The 22,453-nt window shown below is 53.5% G+C and carries 18 protein-coding genes, 2 tRNA genes and 4 other RNA genes; 11 read left to right on the forward strand and 13 right to left on the reverse strand.

The genetic code is table 11. The annotated features are described in order from the left end of the window. Complete coding sequence (locus M8Q36_RS17280) at window positions 1-549, reverse strand: YbhB/YbcL family Raf kinase inhibitor-like protein (protein WP_249881711.1); 549 nt, start codon at window positions 547-549, stop codon at window positions 1-3. A 145-nt stretch (window positions 550-694) separates the two neighbouring features. Between M8Q36_RS17280 and M8Q36_RS17285 the strand changes: the two genes are divergently transcribed. After that, window positions 695-2,065, forward strand: coding sequence for a YchO/YchP family invasin (locus M8Q36_RS17285; RefSeq protein WP_249882797.1), 1,371 nt, complete (start codon window positions 695-697; stop codon window positions 2,063-2,065). A 4-nt stretch (window positions 2,066-2,069) separates the two neighbouring features. On the opposite strand, the gene narL is transcribed toward M8Q36_RS17285, so the two are convergent. Both narL and narX read right to left on the reverse strand, forming a co-directional pair. Then, entirely contained in the window at window positions 2,070-2,720 is a 651-nt protein-coding gene (gene narL / locus M8Q36_RS17290; RefSeq protein WP_016495820.1) for a two-component system response regulator NarL, read from the reverse strand. Next, window positions 2,713-4,515: a nitrate/nitrite two-component system sensor histidine kinase NarX gene (gene narX, locus M8Q36_RS17295; protein ID WP_249881712.1), complete on the reverse strand. Its 1,803-nt coding sequence runs from the start codon at window positions 4,513-4,515 to the stop codon at window positions 2,713-2,715. Before narX ends, narL begins: the two co-directional genes overlap by 8 nt. A gap of 308 nt (window positions 4,516-4,823) precedes the next feature. On the opposite strand from narX, the gene M8Q36_RS17300 reads away from it, so the two are divergent. The 5 genes from M8Q36_RS17300 (at window position 4,824) to narI (ending at window position 13,271) form a co-directional block, all read left to right on the forward strand. Beyond that, entirely contained in the window at window positions 4,824-6,215 is a 1,392-nt protein-coding gene (locus tag M8Q36_RS17300) for a NarK family nitrate/nitrite MFS transporter (RefSeq protein WP_249881713.1), read from the forward strand. A gap of 396 nt (window positions 6,216-6,611) precedes the next feature. Then, window positions 6,612-10,355 (forward strand): nitrate reductase subunit alpha, encoded by a 3,744-nt coding sequence (locus M8Q36_RS17305; RefSeq protein ID WP_249881714.1) that lies wholly within the window; start codon window positions 6,612-6,614, stop codon window positions 10,353-10,355. Continuing rightward, a complete protein-coding gene (gene narH / locus M8Q36_RS17310; RefSeq protein ID WP_249881715.1) occupies window positions 10,352-11,887 on the forward strand; it encodes a nitrate reductase subunit beta in 1,536 nt (511 codons plus the stop codon). The genes M8Q36_RS17305 and narH overlap by 4 nt, the downstream gene beginning before the upstream one ends. Next, the gene (gene narJ / locus M8Q36_RS17315; protein WP_249881716.1) at window positions 11,884-12,594 is read left to right on the forward strand and encodes a nitrate reductase molybdenum cofactor assembly chaperone; all 711 of its coding nucleotides are present in this window, start codon (window positions 11,884-11,886) and stop codon (window positions 12,592-12,594) included. Before narH ends, narJ begins: the two co-directional genes overlap by 4 nt. Beyond that, window positions 12,594-13,271: a respiratory nitrate reductase subunit gamma gene (gene narI / locus M8Q36_RS17320; RefSeq protein ID WP_249881717.1), complete on the forward strand. Its 678-nt coding sequence runs from the start codon at window positions 12,594-12,596 to the stop codon at window positions 13,269-13,271. The genes narJ and narI overlap by 1 nt, the downstream gene beginning before the upstream one ends. A gap of 31 nt (window positions 13,272-13,302) precedes the next feature. Here the strand turns inward: narI and M8Q36_RS17325 are convergent, their stop codons facing one another. Beyond that, on the reverse strand, window positions 13,303-14,190 hold the full coding sequence (locus M8Q36_RS17325; RefSeq protein WP_249881718.1) for a DMT family transporter: 888 nt from the start codon (window positions 14,188-14,190) through the stop codon (window positions 13,303-13,305). A 109-nt stretch (window positions 14,191-14,299) separates the two neighbouring features. On the opposite strand from M8Q36_RS17325, the gene M8Q36_RS17330 reads away from it, so the two are divergent. After that, window positions 14,300-14,743, forward strand: coding sequence for an Lrp/AsnC family transcriptional regulator (locus tag M8Q36_RS17330; RefSeq protein ID WP_249882798.1), 444 nt, complete (start codon window positions 14,300-14,302; stop codon window positions 14,741-14,743). Window positions 14,744-14,898: 155 nt separating this feature from the next. Here the strand turns inward: M8Q36_RS17330 and M8Q36_RS17335 are convergent. From M8Q36_RS17335 to M8Q36_RS17370, 8 genes are all read right to left on the reverse strand, one after another. Next, a non-coding RNA gene (locus M8Q36_RS17335) (RtT sRNA) lies at window positions 14,899-15,030 on the reverse strand. Between the two features lie 45 nt (window positions 15,031-15,075). Continuing rightward, window positions 15,076-15,207, reverse strand: a non-coding RNA gene (locus M8Q36_RS17340) — RtT sRNA. Between the two features lie 45 nt (window positions 15,208-15,252). Beyond that, window positions 15,253-15,337 (reverse strand) — tRNA-Tyr (locus M8Q36_RS17345). A gap of 34 nt (window positions 15,338-15,371) precedes the next feature. Continuing rightward, window positions 15,372-15,503, reverse strand: a non-coding RNA gene (locus tag M8Q36_RS17350) — RtT sRNA. A 43-nt stretch (window positions 15,504-15,546) separates the two neighbouring features. Then, window positions 15,547-15,631 (reverse strand) — tRNA-Tyr (locus tag M8Q36_RS17355). Window positions 15,632-15,661: 30 nt separating this feature from the next. Then, window positions 15,662-15,778, reverse strand: a non-coding RNA gene (locus M8Q36_RS17360) — RtT sRNA. A 194-nt stretch (window positions 15,779-15,972) separates the two neighbouring features. Then, window positions 15,973-16,815, reverse strand: a complete 843-nt coding sequence (purU, locus tag M8Q36_RS17365; RefSeq protein ID WP_016495830.1) for a formyltetrahydrofolate deformylase — start codon at window positions 16,813-16,815, stop codon at window positions 15,973-15,975. 48 nt (window positions 16,816-16,863) lie between these two features. Then, window positions 16,864-17,322 carry a YchJ family protein gene (locus M8Q36_RS17370; protein WP_071925192.1) on the reverse strand — a complete coding sequence of 153 codons (459 nt, stop codon included), beginning with the start codon at window positions 17,320-17,322 and terminating at the stop codon, window positions 16,864-16,866. A 110-nt stretch (window positions 17,323-17,432) separates the two neighbouring features. On the opposite strand from M8Q36_RS17370, the gene rssA reads away from it, so the two are divergent. The 3 genes from rssA (at window position 17,433) to galU (ending at window position 20,555) form a co-directional block, all read left to right on the forward strand. Continuing rightward, a complete protein-coding gene (gene rssA / locus M8Q36_RS17375; RefSeq protein WP_249881719.1) occupies window positions 17,433-18,341 on the forward strand; it encodes a patatin-like phospholipase RssA in 909 nt (302 codons plus the stop codon). Between the two features lie 90 nt (window positions 18,342-18,431). After that, entirely contained in the window at window positions 18,432-19,445 is a 1,014-nt protein-coding gene (rssB, locus tag M8Q36_RS17380) for a two-component system response regulator RssB (protein WP_017457160.1), read from the forward strand. 198 nt (window positions 19,446-19,643) lie between these two features. After that, window positions 19,644-20,555, forward strand: coding sequence for a UTP--glucose-1-phosphate uridylyltransferase GalU (galU, locus tag M8Q36_RS17385; protein WP_017457161.1), 912 nt, complete (start codon window positions 19,644-19,646; stop codon window positions 20,553-20,555). 275 nt (window positions 20,556-20,830) lie between these two features. Here galU and hns read toward each other — a convergent pair whose 3' ends face one another. Then, window positions 20,831-21,244 (reverse strand): histone-like nucleoid-structuring protein H-NS, encoded by a 414-nt coding sequence (gene hns / locus M8Q36_RS17390; protein WP_017457162.1) that lies wholly within the window; start codon window positions 21,242-21,244, stop codon window positions 20,831-20,833. A 546-nt stretch (window positions 21,245-21,790) separates the two neighbouring features. Here hns and tdk point away from each other — a divergent pair. Further along, window positions 21,791-22,405, forward strand: coding sequence for a thymidine kinase (gene tdk, locus M8Q36_RS17395; RefSeq protein ID WP_016495836.1), 615 nt, complete (start codon window positions 21,791-21,793; stop codon window positions 22,403-22,405). Window positions 22,406-22,453: the final 48 nt, after the last annotated feature.

A 22,453-nucleotide genomic window follows, 5' to 3' on the forward strand; every position in this document is an offset into this window, starting at 1 on the left:
TTACTGACCAAAGCGACCAATAAGCCCGGTAGCGGCAAGGGTGTGACCTTTCAGTTTTGCGAATAACTCTTCGCGCGTCAGCCCTTCAGGCAGTGTTGGTTTAAGCGAAGTTGCGATGAGGGTAAAGGTGTAATGATGCGCGCCGCTACCTGGCGGAGGGCATGGGCCATGCCAGCGCAGATTGCCCGGCGTGTTCTTACCGCCCGTATAGCCTTTGCCATCGCGCAGATCGTTTTGCGCAAAGCCCGTGCTGGACGGGGCGATGTTATAAGCCACAAGGTGCGTTACGCCCAGCCCGGTCGCGCCTTCGGGATCGTGTACCACCAGCGCGTAACTCTGTGTATTGGCCGGTGGGTTGTTCCACACCAGCGATGGCGACAGGTTTTCGCCGGTACAGTTCGGGTTATTGCTGGCGTTACCGGCGAATTTTTTCTCCATTAAGGCGTTATCGGCAAATGCGGAAGATTGCAGGGTAAACAGCTCGCTGGCGCTGGCCTGCGCGGCATAAAACAGGATCGCACTACACAAAAGTTTATGCTTAGAGTTCATGTCAGCTCTCCGGTAAGGGGTGCATTAACTGTAGCTGCAGCGAAGCGTCGGGATAAGGTTTTTCCTGGTATTTTGTCTGCGGCTGTAAAGCCCAGGCAAAACCGTTAAACTTAACGGTATGAATTATCCTCTCCTTACACTTCTGATGCTGTCACTGATAAGCGGCGTCGCCAGTGCCCGGCAGAATAGCTTCGTACAGCAAGCAGAAAACCCCTTCGATAATGACGGCGACGGTTTGCCGGATCTTGGCATGGCTGCGGAAAATGGTGCGCAGGAAAAGCATTTCGCCGAGATGGCGAAAGCGTTCGGCGAAGCCAGTATGAATGATAACGGCCTGACCACCGGCGAGCAGGCGCGGCAGTTTGCTTTCGGACAACTACGCGATGTCGTCAGTGATGAAGTGAGTCAGCAAGTGGAGTCCTGGCTTTCGCCGTGGGGCAGCGCCAGCGTGGATTTCAAAGTGGATAATGAAGGCGGGTTCACCGGCAGCCACGGCGACTGGTTTGTGCCATTGCAGGATAATAATGGCTATCTCAGCTGGAGCCAGCTTGGACTGACGCAGCAGGATGCCGGGCTGGTGGGAAACGTTGGCGTCGGTCAGCGCTGGATCGCCGGCGACTGGCTGCTCGGCTACAACACCTTTTACGATAATCTGCTTGATGACAACCTTGGTCGCGCCGGGCTGGGCGCTGAGGCCTGGGGCGAGTACTTACGCTTTTCAGCAAACTACTACCAGCCGGTAAACAGCTGGGAGTACCAGACCGCCACGCTGCAACAGCGTATGGCGCGGGGCTACGATGTTACGGCGCAGGCGCGATTGCCGTTTTATCAGCAACTCAATACCAGCGTCAGCGTCGAGCAATATTTCGGCAACAGCGTTGATCTGTTTGACACCGGCACCGGCTATCACAACCCGGTGGCGGTGAAGCTGGGGGTGAATTACACGCCGGTCCCGCTGGTGACGCTGACCGCCGAACACCGCCAGGGGGAGAGTGGGGTTAGTCAGAACGATTTAGGGCTGAAAGTGAATTATCGCTTTGGTGTACCTCTGTGGAAGCAGCTTTCTGCCAGCGAGGTGGCAGAGAGCCGTTCGCTGCGGGGTAGCCGCTATGACAGCCCGACGCGCAACAATGCACCGGTTTTCGAATATCGTCAGCGTAAAACGTTATCGGTATTTCTTGCCACGCCGCCGTGGGATTTACAGCCGGGTGAGACGGTGGCGCTGAAACTGCAAATTAACAGCACTCACGGTGTACGTTCGATAACCTGGCAGGGCGATACGCAGGCGTTAAGCCTCACGCCGCCAGCCAATGGGCGCAGCAGCGATGGCTGGACACTGATTATGCCGCGCTGGGATAGCGCAGAAGGTGCCACCAACCGCTGGACGTTGTCGGCACTGGTGGAAGACGATAAAGGGCAGCGCGTTGAATCGAACACTATCGAACTGAAGCTGACGGAGCCGGTGATCCCGCCAGCGGAAAACAGTAATACGGGCTGGACGCTGCCAGACCCGTAACCTGTCAGAAAATACGTTCCTGGTGCACCCAAACGGCGGCTTCAACGCGGGATTTCAGTTTCATTTTCTTCAGCATGTGTTTGACGTGAACTTTAACCGTGCTTTCGGTGATATCCAGGCGGCGGGCAATCATTTTGTTCGGCAGCCCCTGGGCAATCAGCTTGAGAATGTCGCGTTCGCGTGGCGTAAGCTGGGTGATATCACGGTCAGTGGTGGCGCGGTTGGCGCGCAGGCTGGCGGCCAGCACCGGGGTGAGCGCTTCGCTGAGCACCATTTCGCCCGCCGCGGCTTGTTGCAGCGCTTTCAGCAGATCTTCCGGCTCCATATCTTTCAGCAGGTAGCCATCTGCGCCGCGTTTTAACGCGGTCACCACGTCTTCTTCATGGTTGGAGACGCTAAAGACAACAACGCGACCCGACAGGGTTTTTTCCCGCAGTTTATCCAGCGTTTCCAGCCCGTTCATGCCTGGCATGTTGAGATCCAGCAAAATCAAATCCGGGTCCAGCGATTCCGCCAGTTCAATGCCTTGCTCGCCGTTACTGGCTTCGCCGACCACGGTGATGTCGGGAGCCATGCTGATTAACTGCTTCACGCCGGTTCGCAGCATTGGATGGTCGTCGATCAGGAGGATGGTGGCCGGATCCTGATTACTCATGGGTATCTCCTTGCATGGATGTGAGAAACGTCTCTGGAATAAACGTCACGACGACCTCGGTGCCGCCGGATGCTCCGGGGCGAACCTGGCAATCGCCGCGCAGGCTTTGCGCGCGGTCACGCATAATTATCAATCCATAATGGTTCGTCCTTTCAGCATTGACCGGGATGCCGCAACCATTGTCGGTGATGCGCAATATTACCCGGTTTTCCTGCTGTTGCACTGCGACGCTGACCGCGGTTGCGCCGGAGTGTTTTAATGCATTGCTCAACGCCTCGCGGGCTATCTGTAACAGGTGAATCGCCTGATGCGCCGGGACCAGTCGGGGCGGGAGCTGGTAATCAAGACGTACCTGGAAACCGAAACGACCGCTGTACTCCTGGCAACTGGACTCCAGCGCCGGGCGCAGCCCTGGTTCGGTTAATTGTAAACGAAACGTGGTCAGCAACTCGCGCAACTGCGCCCATGAGGTATTCAACTCGTTGCGGATCTGCCCCAGCAACTGCTGGCTGTTTTCCGGCAGCGCGTCGCCCTGCATTTGCAGGCAACTCACCTGCATCTTCATGCAGGAGAGGGACTGCGCGATAGAGTCGTGTAATTCGCGGGCGATGGTGGCGCGCTCTTCCATGACCATCAACTGCTGCTGCCTGTCCTGATGGCGATCGAGTGCCAGCGTCGCGGTGAGTTGTTCCACCAGCGTGTCGACCAGTTGCTGCTGGTCATGGCTTAAATGGCGGCCCGGCGGCAGCGTTGCCAGCAGCAAACCATACTGCATGTGCGCATCCGCCAGACGCCATTTCAACGTGGTGCCAAACCCGCTGGATTCGGTGAGAATACCGTTGCGCGGACATAAATGGCAGCCTTTGTCATCGCAGCTCGCATCCGACTGGCAGGTAAAATCCTGATGATTTTCTTCATCTTCCAGATCGTACACCCGCAGCTCAATATCATGCAGCAGGGTTAAATTCTGCAAACCGTTCAACACCGGTGACAGGCGCTCGCACATCGGGATACGCGAATGCAGCCGGTGGTTAGCCTGCCATAAAAACGACAGGATCTGGTTCTTTTGCTCAAGCCCGGCGGTTTTCTCCTGTACCCGGCGTTCCAGTATCGCGTAGCTCTCGCCCAGCTCGGCCGACATGTTATTTAACGCCTCGCCAAGCGTTGCCATCTCGTTGCGCCCGCTGATGCGTGCGCGCTGGGTAAAATCACGCTGGCTGACCGCACGCGCCATGCTCAGTAATTGCTGCCACGGACGGAGTAGACGCGCCCGCAGCCAGACCACGGCAAACAGCAATAACAGGCCCATCACTATCGCCATGAGCCGGTGCATCACCACCACTTGTTCAATACGGTGTTCGGTACTGCGGTCAAACGAGGTAACCAGCCGGTCGATTCGCCCAACGAAAATCGCAATAATTTCCGCCGCTTGTGATGGTTGTTGCGCCTGTTTTATCGCCGGTACGACGTCGCTGCGCCAGTAGTTTTGCAATGCCGCGAGCTGCGCTTGTTGACCGTCGCGCTGTGCCGCCTGCGCCAGCTCCGGGCTGAATGCGGTGTACTCCATTTCGTCGAGCAAATATTGCTCGTCTTCATGCAGCGGAATGGCGGACAACAAGCGGTAGCTCTGCATACGCAGTGAACCGGCTTTGTTGATCGCATGTGCGCTGCCCTGAACGCCTTGTACCAGCCAGCCGGAGATCGCCATGCCCGTCACGCCGATGGCGGTCGACAGCAGCATCAACAACGCCAGTTGGTTAACCAGCGAGATCGGTGAAAAAAGGCGTTTTAGCATAGGTGATTAAGGCTCCTCGGCCGCGTGCAGTGCGGATGGCGCTATTGTCTGCCATCGCCTGGGGTATACCCATACCTCTAAAGGATTACTCCTTTATTGCCAGCGAGCCGACAAGAGTGGGAACAATCTGAGTAGGGAAGGTCAGAACCGTGAAAAACCACACCTTTTTTGCCGGTAAAAGGTACTCATAAATGAGCATGGTGATTTTTCGCTCGTGAAATGGGCTGCTTTTCCTTTGATTTATATCAACTTAACTACCGCTATAAAAACTAAGGTGGCAGGCATCAAACCGAACAGCAGAGGTGTATATGCAGCACTCAACCATCCCGGAAAAAAGTTCGTCAGCGCGGGTTATTACCGACTGGCGTCCTGAAGAACCGGCATTCTGGCAACAGCAGGGCAATAAGATTGCGAGCCGCAACTTGTGGATCTCCGTGCCTTGTCTTCTTCTGGCTTTCTGCGTCTGGATGCTTTTTAGCGCAGTCGCCGTCAATCTCCCGAAAGTGGGTTTTCAGTTTACCACTGACCAACTCTTTATGCTGACAGCGTTGCCATCGGTGTCCGGCGCACTGTTACGCGTACCGTACTCTTTTATGGTGCCGGTGTTCGGCGGTCGTCGCTGGACAGCTTTCAGCACCGGGATTTTAATCATTCCATGTGTGTGGCTCGGTTTTGCCGTGCAGGATCTGAGTACGCCGTTTAGCACGTTTATCATTATCTCGCTGCTGTGCGGTTTTGCTGGTGCGAACTTTGCTTCCAGCATGGCGAATATCAGCTTCTTTTTTCCGAAACAGAAGCAGGGCGGCGCGCTCGGCATTAACGGTGGCTTTGGCAACCTCGGTGTGAGCGTGATGCAGTTGATCGCACCGCTGGCGGTCTCTTTCTCCATTTTTGCCGCCTTTGGCGGTACCGGTGTCGCACAACCTGATGGTTCGTTGTTATACCTCGAAAACGCCGCCTGGATATGGGTACCGTTACTGGCGGTGTTTACCCTGGCAGCCTGGTTCGGTATGAATGAGCTGGCGACCTCTAAAGCCTCGCTTAGCGCGCAACTTCCGGTGCTCAAACGTTCGCACCTGTGGATTATGAGCTTCCTGTATCTGGCAACGTTCGGCTCATTTATTGGCTTTTCTGCCGGTTTTGCGATGCTGTCGAAAACTCAGTTCCCGGAAGTGCAGATCCTGCATTTCGCCTTCTTCGGCCCGCTGGTGGGCGCACTGGCGCGCTCCGCAGGCGGCGCGATTTCTGACCGTCTCGGCGGTACTCGCGTAACGCTGGTGAACTTTGTGCTGATGGCCATTTTCAGCGCCTTGCTGTTCCTGACCCTGCCATCCGGCGGCACTGGCGGCAATTTCACCGCATTCTTCTGCGTCTTCCTCGTGCTGTTCCTGACGGCCGGGCTGGGCAGTGGCTCGACGTTCCAGATGATTTCGGTGATTTTCCGCAAAAAAACCATGGAACGCGTGCAACAACGCGGCGGCAGTGAAAGCGAAGCAATGCGTGAAGCCGCCACCGAAACAGCCGCAGCGCTGGGTTTTATCTCGGCAATTGGCGCGATTGGCGGTTTCTTTATTCCTAAAGCATTCGGCACTTCACTGGCGTTAACCGGCTCACCGGCAGGCGCGATGAAAGTGTTCCTTGTGTTCTATATCGCCTGCGTGGTGATCACCTGGGTGATATACGGGCGTAAAAAACAATAACACTCAGTAAATGTTGATTATCCTTGCGCGGTGAAAGCCGCGCTTTTTTTATGTCGTCATTAGTTACAACATACTTTGAGATTTTCTCAGCGGCGTGCTGCGGAAACCTCTGTGACAGGCATCACTTTGCAGGTTCATCTACCCCTTAATACCCCGGAACGCGGAATTATCTGCTTGCACCGCTGCAAGTTTATATAAAACCATTATTTATCAATGGATTAAAAAATAGAAAACCCTAACTCTTTGTGGGTACTCCGTGTTTTTGGCACAGAAACGAAGCTTTGGCAGCTTGATCACCATCAATTCTCTTTGTCTTTGTGGGGGTTACCTTCGCCGCAATTGCAGCAATGTCGATTTACCAAGAGAGCCTGACAGGCTCCAACAGGAGAACCCCCGATGAGTAAATTCCTGGACCGGTTTCGCTACTTCAAACAGAAAGGCGAAACCTTTGCCGATGGGCACGGCCAGCTCTTAAACACCAACCGGGACTGGGAGGACGGATACCGTAACCGCTGGCAGCACGACAAAATCGTGCGTTCTACCCATGGCGTAAACTGCACGGGCTCGTGTAGCTGGCAGATCTTCGTGAAGAACGGTCTGGTCACCTGGGAAACCCAGCAGACAGACTACCCGCGCACCCGTCCAGATATGCCGAACCACGAACCGCGTGGCTGCCCGCGTGGTGCCAGCTACTCCTGGTACCTCTATAGTGCGAACCGCCTGAAATACCCCCTGATGCGTAAACGCCTGATCAAACTGTGGCGAGAAGCGAAAGCGCAGCACAGCGATCCGGTTAATGCCTGGGCTTCCATCATCGAAGATGCGGAAAAAGCGAAGAGCTTTAAACAGGCGCGTGGTCGCGGCGGTTTTGTGCGCTCCTCCTGGCAGGAAGTGAACGAACTGATTGCGGCTTCGAACGTTTATACCGTGAAAACGTACGGCCCGGACCGTGTCGCAGGCTTCTCGCCGATCCCGGCGATGTCGATGGTGTCTTACGCTTCTGGCGCGCGTTATCTCTCGCTGCTGGGCGGCACCTGTCTCAGTTTCTACGACTGGTACTGCGACTTACCGCCTGCCTCTCCGCAAACCTGGGGCGAGCAGACCGACGTGCCGGAATCCGCCGACTGGTACAACTCCAGCTACATCATCGCCTGGGGCTCTAACGTTCCGCAGACCCGTACGCCGGACGCGCACTTCTTTACCGAAGTACGCTACAAAGGCACCAAAACCGTTGCGGTCACGCCGGACTACGCCGAAATCGCCAAACTGTGTGATTTGTGGCTGGCGCCGAAGCAGGGCACCGATGCGGCAATGGCAATGGCGATGGGCCACGTCATGCTGCGTGAATTCCATCTCGATAAACCAAGCCAGTACTTCACCGATTATGTTCGCCGTTATACCGACATGCCGATGCTGGTCATGCTCGAAGAGCGCGACGGTTACTATGCGGCAGGCCGCATGCTGCGCGCCGCCGATCTGGTGGATGCGCTGGGCCAGGAAAATAATCCGGAGTGGAAAACCGTTGCCCTCGATAGCGAAGGTAACCTGACCGCGCCGAATGGCTCCATCGGTTTCCGCTGGGGTGAAAAAGGTAAGTGGAACCTTGAGCAGCGCGATGGCAGCAGTGGTGCGGACGTAGAGCTGAACTTGAGCCTGCTGGGTAAACAAGACGATATCGCGCAGGTCGGCTTCCCGTACTTTGGTGGCGACAACACCGAGCATTTCGCTGGCGTTGAACTTGATAATATCCTGATGCACAAACTGCCGGTTAAACGCCTGCAATTAGCTGACGGTTCCACCGCGCTGGTGACCACCGTTTACGACCTGACCATGGCGAACTACGGCCTGGATCGCGGTCTGGGTGATGAAAACTGCGCAACTCGTTACGACGAAGTCAAAGCTTACACACCGGCCTGGGCTGAGAAAGTCACCGGGGTTTCACAGGCGCAAATTATTCGTATCGCCCGTGAATTCGCCGATAACGCCGATAAAACGCATGGCCGTTCTATGGTTATCATCGGTGCCGGGATGAACCACTGGTATCACCTCGATATGAACTACCGTGGGATCATCAATATGCTGGTCTTCTGCGGTTGCGTGGGACAGAGCGGCGGCGGCTGGGCGCACTATGTTGGTCAGGAAAAACTGCGCCCGCAAACCGGCTGGCAGCCGCTGGCATTTGCCCTCGACTGGCAGCGTCCGGCGCGTCACATGAACAGCACCTCCTATTTCTATAACCACTCCAGCCAGTGGCGTTACGAAACAGTAACTGCGCAGGAATTCCTGTCGCCGTTAGCGGATAAATCCCGCTATACCGGCCATCTGATTGACTTTAACGTGCGCGCTGAACGTATGGGCTGGCTGCCGTCCGCGCCGCAACTGGGCACCAACCCGCTGCGTATCGCCGCTGAAGCGGAAAAAGCGGGCATGAGCGCGGTCGATTACACCGTTAAATCGCTGAAAGACGGTTCGCTGCGTTTCGCAGCTGAACAGCCGGAAAACGGCAAAAACCACCCGCGTAACCTGTTTATCTGGCGCTCCAACCTGCTGGGTTCTTCCGGTAAGGGTCACGAGTTTATGCTCAAGTACTTGCTGGGCACCGAACACGGTATTCAGGGCAAAGATCTGGGCAAACAGGGCGGCGTGAAACCGGAAGAAGTGGAATGGCATGACAACGGCCTCGACGGCAAACTGGACCTGGTGGTCACCCTCGATTTCCGTCTGTCCAGCACCTGTCTCTACTCAGATATTGTGCTGCCAACCGCAACCTGGTACGAAAAAGACGACATGAATACCTCGGATATGCATCCATTTATTCATCCGCTTTCTGCCGCTGTTGACCCGGCATGGGAATCCAAAAGCGACTGGGAAATCTACAAAGGTATCGCCAAATCCTTCTCCGCGTTGTGCGTTGGACATTTAGGCAAAGAGACCGATGTCGTGACGCTGCCAATTCAGCATGACTCCGCTGCTGAACTGGCGCAGCCGCTGGATGTGAAAGACTGGAAGAAGGGCGAATGTGACCTGATCCCGGGCAAAACCGCACCGCACATTATTCCGGTGGAACGCGACTACCCGGCAATCTACGAGCGCTTTACCTCCATCGGCCCGCTGATGGAAAAAATCGGCAACGGTGGTAAAGGCATCGCCTGGAATACCCAGAGCGAAATGGATCTGCTGCGTAAGCTGAACTACACCAAAGCGGACGGCCCGGCGAAAGGGCAGCCGATGCTCAATACCGCCATTGATGCCGCAGAGATGATCCTCACGCTGGCACCGGAAACTAACGGTCATGTGGCGGTGAAAGCCTGGGCGGCGCTGAGTGAATTTACCGGCCGCGACCATACGCATCTGGCCACGAATAAAGAGGAAGAGAAAATTCGCTTCCGCGATATTCAGGCGCAGCCGCGCAAAATCATCTCTAGCCCTACCTGGTCTGGCCTTGAAGATGAGCACGTTTCCTACAACGCCGGTTACACCAACGTCCATGAGCTGATTCCGTGGCGTACTCTCTCTGGTCGTCAGCAGTTGTATCAGGATCATCAGTGGATGCGTGACTTCGGCGAAAGCCTGCTGGTTTACCGTCCGCCGATTGATACCCATTCGGTGAAAGAAGTGATGGGTACGAAATCCAACGGTAACCCGGAAAAAGCGCTGAACTTCCTGACGCCGCACCAGAAATGGGGCATCCACTCCACCTACAGCGACAACCTGCTGATGCTGACGCTGGGGCGCGGTGGTCCGGTGGTGTGGATGAGCGATAAAGATGCCAAAGAGATCGGCATTGAGGATAACGACTGGATCGAAGTCTTTAACGCTAACGGTGCGTTGACGGCTCGTGCGGTTGTCAGCCAGCGTGTGCCGGCCGGTATGACCATGATGTACCACGCGCAGGAACGTATTGTGAACCTGCCGGGGTCAGAAATTACCGGGCAGCGCGGCGGGATCCACAACTCCGTTACCCGTATTACCCCGAAACCGACCCATATGATCGGCGGCTACGCCCAGCTGGCTTATGGCTTTAACTACTACGGCACGGTCGGTTCCAACCGCGATGAGTTCGTGGTGGTGCGTAAGATGAAGAACATTAACTGGTTGGATGGCGAAGGCAATGACCAGGTACAGGAGAGCGCAAAATGAAAATTCGTTCACAAGTCGGCATGGTGCTGAATCTCGATAAGTGCATCGGCTGTCATACCTGTTCAGTGACCTGTAAAAACGTCTGGACCAGCCGGGAAGGGATGGAGTACGCGTGGTTCAACAACGTAGAAACCAAACCGGGCACCGGTTTCCCGACCGACTGGGAAAACCAGGAAAAATGGAAGGGCGGTTGGATCCGCAAAATCAACGGCAAACTGCAACCGCGCATGGGTAACCGTCCGATGTTGCTGGGTAAAATTTTCGCTAACCCGCACATGCCGGAAATCGATGATTACTATGAGCCGTTTGATTTTGACTACCAGCGCCTGCATAACGCGCCGGAAGGCAAACATCAGCCGATTGCCCGCCCGCGTTCAGTAATAACCGGTCAGCGGATGGACAAAATCACCGCAGGCCCGAACTGGGAAGATGATTTGGGCGGTGAGTTCGACAAGCTGAGCCGCGATCAGAACTTCGAGAACATGCAGAAGGCGATGTACGGCCAGTTTGAAAACACCTTCATGATGTATCTGCCGCGCCTGTGCGAACACTGCCTGAACCCGGCCTGTGTCGCGACCTGCCCGAGCGGTGCTATCTACAAGCGTGAAGAAGACGGCATTGTGCTGATCGATCAGGATAAATGCCGCGGCTGGCGCATGTGCGTAACCGGCTGCCCGTACAAAAAAATCTACTTCAACTGGAAGAGCGGCAAATCCGAGAAGTGCATCTTCTGCTATCCGCGCATTGAAGCGGGCATGCCGACAGTCTGCGCGGAAACCTGTGTGGGCCGTATTCGTTACCTCGGCGTTCTGCTGTACGACGCCGACGCGATTGAAAATGCCGCCAGCACCGAGAGTGAAAAAGATCTCTACCAGCGTCAACTGGATGTGTTCCTCGATCCAAACGACCCGGCGGTGATTGCTCAGGCGCTGGAAGATGGCGTGCCGCAGAGCGTGATTGACGCGGCGCAGAAATCGCCGGTTTACAAAATGGCGATGGACTGGAAACTGGCGCTGCCGCTGCATCCGGAATACCGCACGTTGCCGATGGTCTGGTACGTGCCGCCTTTGTCACCGATCCAGTCTGCTGCGGATGCGGGCGAGCTGGGCAGCAACGGCATTTTGCCGGATGTGGAAAGCCTGCGCATTCCGGTGCAGTACCTGGCGAACCTGCTGACCGCAGGCGATACCGGTCCGGTTCTGCTGGCGCTAAAACGTATGCTGGCAATGCGCCACTTCAAACGTGCGGAAACCGTGGATGGCATTGAAGATACCCGCGCGCTGGAAGAAGTTGGCCTGACAACCGCCCAGGCGCAGGAGATGTACCGTTACCTCGCGATTGCTAACTATGAAGATCGTTTCGTGGTGCCGTCGAGCCACCGTGAGCTGGCGCGTGAAGCCTTCCCGGAGAAAAACGGTTGTGGCTTTAGCTTCGGCGATGGTTGCCACGGTTCGGACACCAAATTCAACCTGTTCAACAGCCGTCGTATTGACGCTGTGGATGTGACAGTGAAAACGGAGCCGCACCCATGATTGAACTGGTGGTTATTTCCCGTTTGCTCGAGTACCCGGACGCTGCCTTATGGCAGCATCAGCAGGAAGTTTTCGATGCGCTGGCGTCGGGTGAAAACCTGACCAAAGCCGACGCTCAACAGGTTGGCGTCTTCCTGCGGGATCTGACGTCTCAGGATCTGCTGGACGCCCAGGCGAACTACAGCGAATTGTTTGATCGTGGTCGCGCAACCTCACTGCTGCTGTTCGAACACGTCCACGGTGAATCCCGCGATCGCGGGCAGGCGATGGTCGATCTGCTGGCGCAGTATGAGCGCCACGGCCTGCAACTGGATAGCCGTGAATTGCCGGACCATTTGCCGCTCTATCTGGAATATCTGGCACAGCTGCCCCTGGCTGAGGCTATCGGGGGTTTGCAGGATATCGCGCCGATCCTCGCGCTGTTAAAAGCGCGTTTAGCGCAGCGCGAAAGCCATTATGCAACGCTGTTCGACGCGCTGTTATCGCTGGCGAATACGCAGGTGGATAGCGCGCAGGTCGCGGAAAAAATTGCCGGTGAAGCCCGCGATGATACGCCGCAGGCGCTGGATGCTGTGTGGGAAGAAGAGCAGGTGAAATTCTTCGCCGAACAGGGCTGCGGTGATTCTGATATCACCGCGCATCAGCGTCGTTTTGCGGGTGCCGTTGCGCCGCAATATCTGAATATCACAACAGGAGGAGAGCGCTAATGCACTTCCTTAATATGTTCTTCTTTGACATCTATCCGTATATTGCCGGGGCCGTTTTCCTGCTCGGTAGTTGGCTGCGCTACGACTATGGTCAGTACAGCTGGCGGGCGGGCTCCAGCCAGATGCTGGATCGTAAAGGGATGACGCTGGCTTCGAACCTGTTCCATATCGGTATTCTGGGGATCTTTGCCGGTCACTTCCTCGGTATGTTAACACCGCACTGGATGTATGAATCCTTCCTGCCGATTGAAGTGAAACAGAAGATGGCAATGATTGGCGGTGGTGCCAGCGGCGTGTTGTGTCTGGTGGGTGGTTTGCTGCTGCTGAAACGCCGTTTATTCAACCCGCGTATTCGTGCGACCTCAACTGCGGCGGATATCCTGATTATGTCGCTGCTGATGGTGCAGTGTGCGCTGGGGCTGCTGACCATTCCGTTCTCTGCTCAGCATATGGATGGCAGCGAAATGATGAAGCTGGTTGGCTGGGCGCAGTCGGTCGTGACGTTCCATCCTGGCGCTTCCGCGTATCTTGAGGGTGTGGCCTTTATTTACCGTGTGCATCTGGTGCTGGGCATGACGCTGTTTGTGCTGTTCCCGTTCTCCCGCCTGGTGCATATCTGGAGCGCGCCGGTGGAGTACCTGACACGCAAATACCAGATTGTTCGCGCCCGTCGCTAATCAGAAAAAGCCCCGCAACGCGGGGCTTTTTTTACTGTCGCGTTGGCATTGTCGCGGGCGCGCTTTTCCGCTCACCCCAGCCAAGGTTATTACCTGCGGCTGCCAGCAGAATTAACACGCCACCCGCCATTTGCACCGCGCTTAATGTATGCCCGAACAGCGCGTTATCCACCACAATCGCTACCAGCGGATAGATAAACGACAGCGAGCCAATCAGCGGGGTGGGTAGCTTTTGTATCGCGCTATACAACAACTGGTACATCACGCCGGTATGTACAATGCCGAGCGTTAACAAAATACCCCACGGGAATGTCCCGCCGGCCGCAGGCAGATGCACCAGCGGTAATAACATCACCGTGCCGGTTAATACCTGAATCAGGGCGATATGCTGTGGCGGAAGTTGCTTCAGGTGGCGGGTGATTAACGCGGTGACGGCATAGAAAAAGGCAGCACCCAGCGCCATGGCAATGCCGGTAAGCCACTGGGTGTTCGGGTGATGCAATTCACTGAGCAACAAGAGGACAACGCCGGAAAACGCCAGCAGCAGCCATCCCCACTTCGTAAGCGTAACGCGCTCGCCGAGCAACATACTCATCAGCACTAACATAAAAGGCTGGGTGTTGTAGACCACGGTGGCCAGCCCTATTGAAATGCGGCTGTAAGCGGCGAACAGCAGCAGCCAGTTAATCACCAGCGCGATGCCGCTCGCTATCGCCAGCAGTAATACCGGGAACGCAAGGCGCACGAACGGCTGGCGGCCAAAGCGGATAAAAAGAAATAGTGCGCCGGCGCCTATCAGGCAGCGCCAGAAAACGACATCTATCACCGGCAGACCGCTAAGCAGCACAAATGCGCCAATCGACCCGGAAATTAGCATTGCCAGGCTCATCTGCCAGGTGCCATTAGGGATAGTTTTCATTTTTCATCTCCTGAAGGTTGTTGGCATATTGTGAAAAAATGGCGACCAGCTTTATATGGTTGTTGTAAGGTGTATGGCTATTAATTCCTTTAAAAATTAGGTAAAGATGATGGATTACCTTATTGACGATATCGACAGAGCGATTCTGGCCTGTCTGGCAGAGGACGCCCGCCAGTCACTGAAGGTGTTAAGTGCGAGAGTAGGGCTGACGTCACCGAGCACGGCAGAGCGCGTGAAACGGCTGGAAGAGCGCGGCGTGATTGAAGGCTATGGCGCGCGCGTAAACCTGACCGCACTGGATTACCGCTTGCAGGCGCTGGTGCGTGTTCGCCCGATGCCAGGCATGTTGCAGAAGGTGGATAAAATGCTCCAGTCGCTGCCGGAATGCATCGAATGCGACAAAGTGACAGGAGAAGACTGTTTTGTTATGCGGCTGGTGGTGCGCTCGATTGAGCAACTGGATACGTTGCTGGATGGTATTGCCGAATATGCGCAGTGTAATACGTCGATAGTGAAAAGCTCGCCGGTTAAACGGCGGTTACCGCCGCTGTAAGGCCCGGTCGCCAGACGCGCGTCAGGTGTCCCGGTGCGGCAACGTTCTCTCGTATGCGCTCGGGTCGAACCTTAATCGAAGCTTCTCATCCTTCCCCAAACGGAGAGTATGAAGAATTGGCGCAATTGCTGAGACTGAGGATTTATTTGAAGAGATGGTGGTGGGGGAAGGATTACTCGTCGCTTGCGCTCCTCGTCCTTCGGGCCGTTGCCTGCGGCAACGTTCTCTCGCGTTGCTCGAGTCGAACCTTAATCGAAGGTTCTCGTCCTTCCCCAAACGGAGAATATGAAGAATTGACGCAATTGCTGAGACTGAGGATTTATTTGAAGAGATGGTGGTGGGGGAAGGATTACTCGTCGCTTGCGCTCCTCGCCCTCCGGGCCGTTGCCTGCGGCAACGTTCTCTCGCGTTGCTCGAGTCGAACCTTAATCGAAGCTTCTCCTCCTTCCCCAAACGGAGAATATGAAGAATTGGCGCAATTGCTGAGACTGAGGATTTATTTGAAGAGATGGTGGTGGGGGAAGGATTCGAACCTTCGAAGTCGATGACGGCAGATTTACAGTCTGCTCCCTTTGGCCGCTCGGGAACCCCACCAGGGGAAAATCAAATTGTCGATGCAAGATGTAGATGGTGGTGAGGGAAGTATTATTCGTCACTTCGTTCCTCACCCTTCGGGCCGTTGCCTCTGGCAACGTTCTCTCGCTTTCGCTCGAGTCGAACCTTAATCGAAGGTTCTCGCCCTTCCCGATAAGTGCATGCATCAAAACCACTTAACGGTGTTATCACATCGCTGTGATGAATAATGGTGGTGGGGGAAGGATTCGAACCTTCGAAGTCGATGACGGCAGATTTACAGTCTGCTCCCTTTGGCCGCTCGGGAACCCCACCACGGGGATACTACATTGTTGTGATGTTGCGAAAGGGAAGGATTATTCGGAGCTAACGCTCCTCACCCTTCGGGCCGTTGCCTCTGGCAACGTTCTCTCGCTGGCACTCGAGTCGAACCTTCGAAGTCGATGACGGCATATTTGCAGTCAGCTACCTAATGATCGCTCGGGAACCCCACCACTGGGTAAAGCTATTTGTTACTGGCCTGCTTCCATCTCGGGAAGCGCGGCGCATCATATCAAATGACGCGCCGCTGTAAAGCGTTGAAACGAGAAAAATGAATCAGTTGTCTGCTTTTTGCCCGCAACGATGCAAAGCCGAACAACGCATTAAATTAATGGTTAAAGAATAATCGTGCGATTGCCGTAAACGAACACGCGTTGTGCTAACACTTGATATAACGCGCGGCTCAATACGTTCTTCTCGACATCCCGACCCGCGCGCATCATATCCTCGGCGGTATAGGTGTGATCCACATGAATCACGTCCTGCATAATGATTGGGCCTTCATCCAGATTGTCATTTACGTAGTGCGCGGTGGCACCGATGATCTTCACGCCGCGCTCGTAAGCCTGATGATAAGGGCGGGCGCCAATGAAAGCGGGCAGGAACGAGTGGTGAATATTGATGATCTTATTCGGGAAGCGGGACACGAATTCTGGCGTTAATACGCGCATATATTTCGCCAGTACCACGTAATCAGGCTGGTGCGCTTCAATGGCCTGCGCCATCTGCTGATCATGGGCTTCACGCGTCAGGCCTTCATGGCTAACCAGTTCAAACGGAATATCAAAACGCTCAACCAGAGAACGCAGCGTTTCATGGTTGCCAATCACGGCGGCAATATCGACATCCAGTCCGCCATAATTTGCTTTCATCAGCAAATCGCCAAGGCAATGCGCCTCTTTGGTGACCAGAATGACGACGCGGCGACGACCGGCTGGATTCAGCTCGCGTACAGAACCTTCCGGAAGCGCACTATCGAGATCCGCAAGCAATGTGGCGTCGTTAAAAATACCTTCGAGCTCGGTACGCATAAAGAAACGCCCGGTGCGGTGATCGACAAATTCATTATTCTGCACAATGTTCAGTTCGTGCTTGTAACAAATATTGGTGATTCGCGCGATGAGGCCTTTCTGGTCTGGGCAAATGGTGCGCAAAATTTTACGTTGTGTTGAATGCATTGCCGGGTAAATCCTGTTGATGGTGTTTGCTATAAGGTGCTGGCAGGCTTATTGTCCGCAGCACTTTTTGAATTTTTTACCTGACCCGCAAGGGCAGGGATCGTTACGGCCAAATTGCGGCCGCGTTCCGTCGATATAGTACCACTGGCCGTTCTCCTTTAAGAATCGGGAACGCTCGATAATTGCGCCGTCTTTGCCGTGCTCATTAAACCGCGCCACGAAGCTGACGAAGCCTTCATTATCATTTTCGCCGTAAGCGTGCTCAAATACCGTCAGCCCGCGCCATGTGGTCGCCGCGAAACCCGCTTCAATTTGCTGGCGGAACGCCTCCGCGCCACAAGATGGGTGCCAGGTTTTTACCAGGTACTCTGACTGATGTAACACAAAAGCCGTATAGCGCGATCGCATCAGGCGTGACGGATCCGGCGCAAGCTGCGCACCAGACAGATAAGGCTGGCAACATAGGCTATACTCCAGAGCGCTACCGCAAGGGCAAGATTGTGACAAAATAGCATTCCAGGAATAAAAATAACGGCGCGTTAGCGCCAGGGTAGCGATATGTTAACTGAGCCGTAGCGCTGTGGCTACAGTAAGCCGGGGGAAGTAAAATAAGCGTTATGAGAAAGGTAAAAATTGGTCTGGCGCTCGGTTCCGGCGCGGCCAGAGGTTGGTCGCATATCGGCGTGATTAACGCATTGCAACGCGCGGGTATCGAAATTGATATTGTGGCAGGGTGTTCCATTGGTTCACTGGTTGGTGCTGCTTACGCGTGTGGACGTCTGCCGTCGCTGGAAAAATGGGTACGCTCTTTTCGTTACTGGGATGTGCTGCGGCTGATGGATCTCTCCTGGCAGCGAGGTGGTCTGTTACGCGGTGAACGCGTGTTCAATCAGTATCGCCAGTTGTTGCCGTTCGCGGATTTTAGCCATTGCCAGAAACGCTTCGGCGCCGTGGCAACCAACCTTAGCACCGGGCGCGAGCTATGGTTCACTGAAGGGGATTTACATCATGCCGTTCGCGCCTCCTGCAGTATGCCTGGGTTAATGTCACCGGTTCCGCATAATGGTTACTGGCTGGTGGATGGTGCGGTAGTGAATCCCGTACCGGTTTCCCTTACCCGCGCGTTAGGTGCGGATGTGGTGATTGCCGTAGATTTGCAGCATGACGCCCATCTGATGCAGCAAGATCTGCTGTCAGTGAATCTTTCTAATAACGATAAAGACAGCGACACGGTTGCCACGCAGCGCTGGCATCAACGCCTGCGTGAACGGCTGGGGCGGATAACGCCAAAACGGCCAATCGCGCCCACAGCAATGGAAATCATGAGCACCTCGATTCAGGTGCTCGAAAACCGGCTCAAACGTAATCGTATGGCTGGCGATCCGCCAGATATTCTGTTGCAACCTCTCTGCCCACAAATTTCGACACTCGATTTTCATCGGGCAGATGCCGCTATTGCAGCGGGGCAACTGGCGACAGAAAAGAAAATGGATGAGTTGCTTCCGTTAGTGCGGACCCTTTCGTAAGTAGAGTTTTTATAGACTTCAGCAAATTCTGACAGGCGATTATCGGCGAAGCATGCCACTATTGATCTATCGTCAGGCAGGGGAGATAAGATGACGCAGCCGTTGACCGGAAAACAGATACTGATCGTTGAAGACGAGCCCGTTTTCCGCTCTCTGCTGGATTCGTGGTTGCAATCTTTAGGTGCGATAACGCTGCTGGCGGAAGATGGGGTCGTCGCGCTCGAATTGTTGGCAGCAAATAAACCCGATCTTATGATTTGCGATCTTGCAATGCCGCGTATGAATGGCCTTGTTCTCATTGAGACGTTACGCAATCGGGGCATGCAAACGCCGGTGCTTGTGATATCGGCGACAGAAAACATGGCGGATATCGCCAAAGCATTGCGTCTTGGCGTTCAGGATGTCGTTCTTAAACCCGTTAAAGATCTTAATCGATTAAAAGAAACGCTCTTTGCCTGTCTTTATCCCAATATGTTTAATTCACGCGTTGAGGAAGAGGAGCGCTTGTTCCAGGATTGGGACGCGCTGGTCGATAATCCACAGGCCGCGGCGAATTTATTGCAGGAACTTCAGCCACCGGTACAACAAGTTATTTCCGGTTGTCGGGTAAATTATCGCCAACTGGTTTCTGTTGAAAGCCCCGGTCTGGTGCTTGATATCGCGCCGATATCAGGTCAGGATCTCGCGTTTTATTGCCTGGACGTGACGCGTGCAGAAAATAACGGCGTGCTGGCGGCGCTGCTGCTGCGCGCCTTATTTAATGGGTTACTGCAAGAACAACTTTCTCACCAGCGCCAGCGTTTACCCGAGATGGGCGCGCTGCTCAAGCAGGTAAATCAATTATTGCACCAGGCTAATTTACCCGGTCAGTTCCCGCTACTTGTGGGTTATTACCACAGTGAATTGAAAAACCTGATACTCGTTTCGGCTGGTCTTAACGCAACGTTAAATACCGGCGATCATCAAATTCAAATCAGCAATGGAGTCCCTCTCGGTACGCTTGGCAATACTTATTTAAATCAGTTGAGCCAGCGTTGCGACTCCTGGCAATGTCAGGTGTGGGGTGCCGGCGGGCGTCTGCGTTTAATGTTGAGCGCGGAATGAGCGATCGAATCATACATTGCAGATAGATTTACCCTCCGCATAAAAACGGGTGGTACTATCGCCGCAGTTTATGCGTATTAGTCCTAATTAGATGTAAGCGCGTCCTTTTCAGACCTGGTCGATGGGTTGGTACTGATATACTCAGACGCGAGTTAATTCATGAACATGTTCAAGCATGGACAGTCCAGGAGATTTTCAATGGCTGCAATAAATTCGAAAGTGACTAAAGCAGTAATCCCGGTTGCGGGATTGGGAACCAGGATGTTACCAGCGACTAAGGCAATTCCTAAAGAAATGTTACCGCTGGTTGATAAGCCATTAATTCAGTATGTCGTAAATGAGTGTATCGCTGCTGGCATTACTGAAATCGTTCTGGTAACACATTCATCTAAAAACTCTATCGAAAACCACTTCGATACCAGCTTCGAACTCGAAGCAATGCTGGAAAAACGCGTAAAACGTCAGTTACTGGAAGAAGTTCAGTCTATTTGCCCGCCGCACGTGACTATTATGCAGGTGCGTCAGGGGCTGGCGAAAGGTCTGGGACATGCCGTATTGTGCGCGCACCCGGTAGTCGGTAACGAACCCGTAGCGGTTATTCTGCCGGATGTGATTCTGGATGAATACGAATCCGATCTGTCCCAGGATAACCTGGCTGAGATGATTAAACGTTTTGACGAAACCGGTGCCAGCCAGATCATGGTTGAACCTGTGGATGATGTTACCGCTTACGGCGTGGTGGATTGCAAAGGCGCAACGCTGAATCCGGGTGATAGCGTTCCAATGGTGGGCGTGGTTGAAAAACCGAAAGCTAACGTAGCACCTTCTAATCTTGCCGTTGTAGGTCGTTATGTTCTGAGCGCAGAAATTTGGCCGCTGCTGGCGAAAACACCTCCGGGAGCGGGTGATGAGATCCAGCTTACCGATGCTATCGATATGCTAATCGAAAAAGAAACCGTAGAAGCCTATCACATGAAAGGTAAAAGCCATGACTGCGGTAATAAACTTGGCTATATGCGCGCATTCGTAGAGTATGGTATTCGTCACAATTCGCTGGGCGAGGAATTTAAAGCCTGGCTCGAAGAAACTGTCGGCGCCGGGAAAGCATAATAGGCTTTCTTTAGTCTGAATAAGGCCGGAGATAATAGTGCATTGCACTGCTTATCTCCGGCCTTTTTTATTTGTGAATGTTCCGAATGAAAAGGTTACGGCAAAGCTGTGCAGGAGATATCGCACAAAACAATAAATGAATTGACCAGGATTTGAGCAATATGCATTCGAGAAACGTATATTCCAAATGCCATACACTATATTTGTGAAGAGAATGTGTGCTTTGTCAAAAAAAATCCCGCCAGTTGGCGGGATCCTTTTGAAATCTGGCTTGATTACTCCTCGATCAGGAAATCGTCAAGTTGTTTGCCTTGTTCGTCCATTGCTTTTTTGATTACTGCCGGAGTACGACCCTGACCCGTCCAGGTTTTGGTCTCGCCATTTTCATCAACATAGCTATATTTAGCCGGGCGTGCTGCACGTTTTGCTTTAGTGCCGGTTTTAGCGGTAACCATGCTGTTCAGCAATTCGTTCGGATCAATACCGTCAGCGATCAGCATTTCACGATATTGCTGTAATTTACGCGTACGCTCTTCAACTTCAGCTGCGGCAGCGCTTTCTTCCTCGCGGCGCTCATTAACCACAACTTCTAATTTCTCCAGCATCTCTTCGAGCGTTTCCAGAGTGCATTCTCTTGCTTGCGCACGAAGAGTACGGATGTTGTTCAGAATTTTAAGTGCTTCGCTCATTGTAGTAATCTCAAACTTATATTGGGGTGGTTTGTCGGGCTAATAATAGAGCGTTAATTTCGCCAGTGCAATAGCTGTGAATGTAAGGAATTCAAAATGCCGCTTTATTAAGTCGATTTATAAATATCGCTAACTTAAATTTTTCTTGAAGAAACGCACAAAAAACATCTTATACCGATGTACTGGCAGCGCCTTTGACGGCGTGTTTATGCATAAACTTCTGATTAATCTGATCCGTGTTTATAGCCATTATGGATAAATATCGACCTTGAGTATTCCAGCGTTGGATGTGCTTCTTCCTTAAATTATTAATAATTTCCGTATACTGGGGTGAGAATGTTCCGATTAAAAAAAATTGTAAGATCATGAATTTCTTATTGCTGTTTCTTTGTCAGTAACAACTCAGATGATTAACTATTGGAATATCTATGAGTTTGCTATCGGGAATTGATTTACTTCAATCGCGGAGCAACGGCAGGATGAGCAGATAAAATATGCTACACTCCGCGCCGGGAATATCACACTTTGATTGGGGTTTTGCACGCAATGGCACAGCTTTATTTCTACTATTCAGCAATGAATGCGGGGAAATCAACGGCGTTATTACAATCCTCTTACAATTATCAGGAAAGAGGGATGCGCACGGTGGTTTACACCGCCGAAATTGACGATCGCTTCGGAGCAGGCAAGGTTAGCTCTCGTATCGGCTTATCTTCACCAGCGCGTTTGTTTAATCACAACTCATCGCTGTTTGACGAAATCAACGCTGAGCATCAACAACAAGCTGTGCATTGTGTGCTGGTCGACGAGTGCCAGTTTTTAACGCGCGAGCAGGTGTACGCGTTATCTGAAGTTGTCGATCAACTGGATATTCCGGTGCTTTGTTACGGTTTGCGCACGGATTTTCGCGGTGAGTTATTTGTCGGTAGCCAATATTTGCTGGCCTGGTCAGATAAACTGGTTGAGCTGAAAACTGTCTGCTTCTGTGGTCGTAAAGCCAGTATGGTGCTGCGCCTTGATCAAGAGGGGCGCCCTTATAACGAAGGCGAACAGGTGGTTATTGGCGGCAATGAACGCTATGTATCCGTGTGCCGCAAACACTACAAAGAAGCGCTGCAAGAGGGCTCTTTAACGACGATTCAGCAACGCGTCAGAGGTTAGTTTTTGCTTCCTCTCTTTCGCAATAAAAAACCCGCCGAAGCGGGTTTT

Source organism: Kosakonia sp. R1.Fl (assembly GCF_023516815.1).
Lineage (GTDB): Bacteria > Pseudomonadota > Gammaproteobacteria > Enterobacterales > Enterobacteriaceae > Kosakonia.

Bases quoted from the DNA above. Each gene is read 5' to 3' on its own strand.
- narJ (WP_249881716.1), top strand. From the start codon at position 11,884: ATGATTGAACTGGTGGTTATTTCCCGTTTGCTCGAGTACCCGGACGCT.
- M8Q36_RS17325 (WP_249881718.1), bottom strand. From the start codon at position 14,190: ATGAAAACTATCCCTAATGGCACCTGGCAGATGAGCCTGGCAATGCTA.
- narL (WP_016495820.1), bottom strand. From the start codon at position 2,720: ATGAGTAATCAGGATCCGGCCACCATCCTCCTGATCGACGACCATCCA.
- tdk (WP_016495836.1), top strand. From the start codon at position 21,791: ATGGCACAGCTTTATTTCTACTATTCAGCAATGAATGCGGGGAAATCA.
- M8Q36_RS17330 (WP_249882798.1), top strand. From the start codon at position 14,300: ATGGATTACCTTATTGACGATATCGACAGAGCGATTCTGGCCTGTCTG.
- M8Q36_RS17300 (WP_249881713.1), top strand. From the start codon at position 4,824: ATGCAGCACTCAACCATCCCGGAAAAAAGTTCGTCAGCGCGGGTTATT.
- narI (WP_249881717.1), top strand. From the start codon at position 12,594: ATGCACTTCCTTAATATGTTCTTCTTTGACATCTATCCGTATATTGCC.
- M8Q36_RS17305 (WP_249881714.1), top strand. From the start codon at position 6,612: ATGAGTAAATTCCTGGACCGGTTTCGCTACTTCAAACAGAAAGGCGAA.
- galU (WP_017457161.1), top strand. From the start codon at position 19,644: ATGGCTGCAATAAATTCGAAAGTGACTAAAGCAGTAATCCCGGTTGCG.
- rssB (WP_017457160.1), top strand. From the start codon at position 18,432: ATGACGCAGCCGTTGACCGGAAAACAGATACTGATCGTTGAAGACGAG.
- rssA (WP_249881719.1), top strand. From the start codon at position 17,433: ATGAGAAAGGTAAAAATTGGTCTGGCGCTCGGTTCCGGCGCGGCCAGA.
- M8Q36_RS17285 (WP_249882797.1), top strand. From the start codon at position 695: ATGCTGTCACTGATAAGCGGCGTCGCCAGTGCCCGGCAGAATAGCTTC.
- narX (WP_249881712.1), bottom strand. From the start codon at position 4,515: ATGCTAAAACGCCTTTTTTCACCGATCTCGCTGGTTAACCAACTGGCG.
- purU (WP_016495830.1), bottom strand. From the start codon at position 16,815: ATGCATTCAACACAACGTAAAATTTTGCGCACCATTTGCCCAGACCAG.
- hns (WP_017457162.1), bottom strand. From the start codon at position 21,244: ATGAGCGAAGCACTTAAAATTCTGAACAACATCCGTACTCTTCGTGCG.
- narH (WP_249881715.1), top strand. From the start codon at position 10,352: ATGAAAATTCGTTCACAAGTCGGCATGGTGCTGAATCTCGATAAGTGC.
- M8Q36_RS17280 (WP_249881711.1), bottom strand. From the start codon at position 549: ATGAACTCTAAGCATAAACTTTTGTGTAGTGCGATCCTGTTTTATGCC.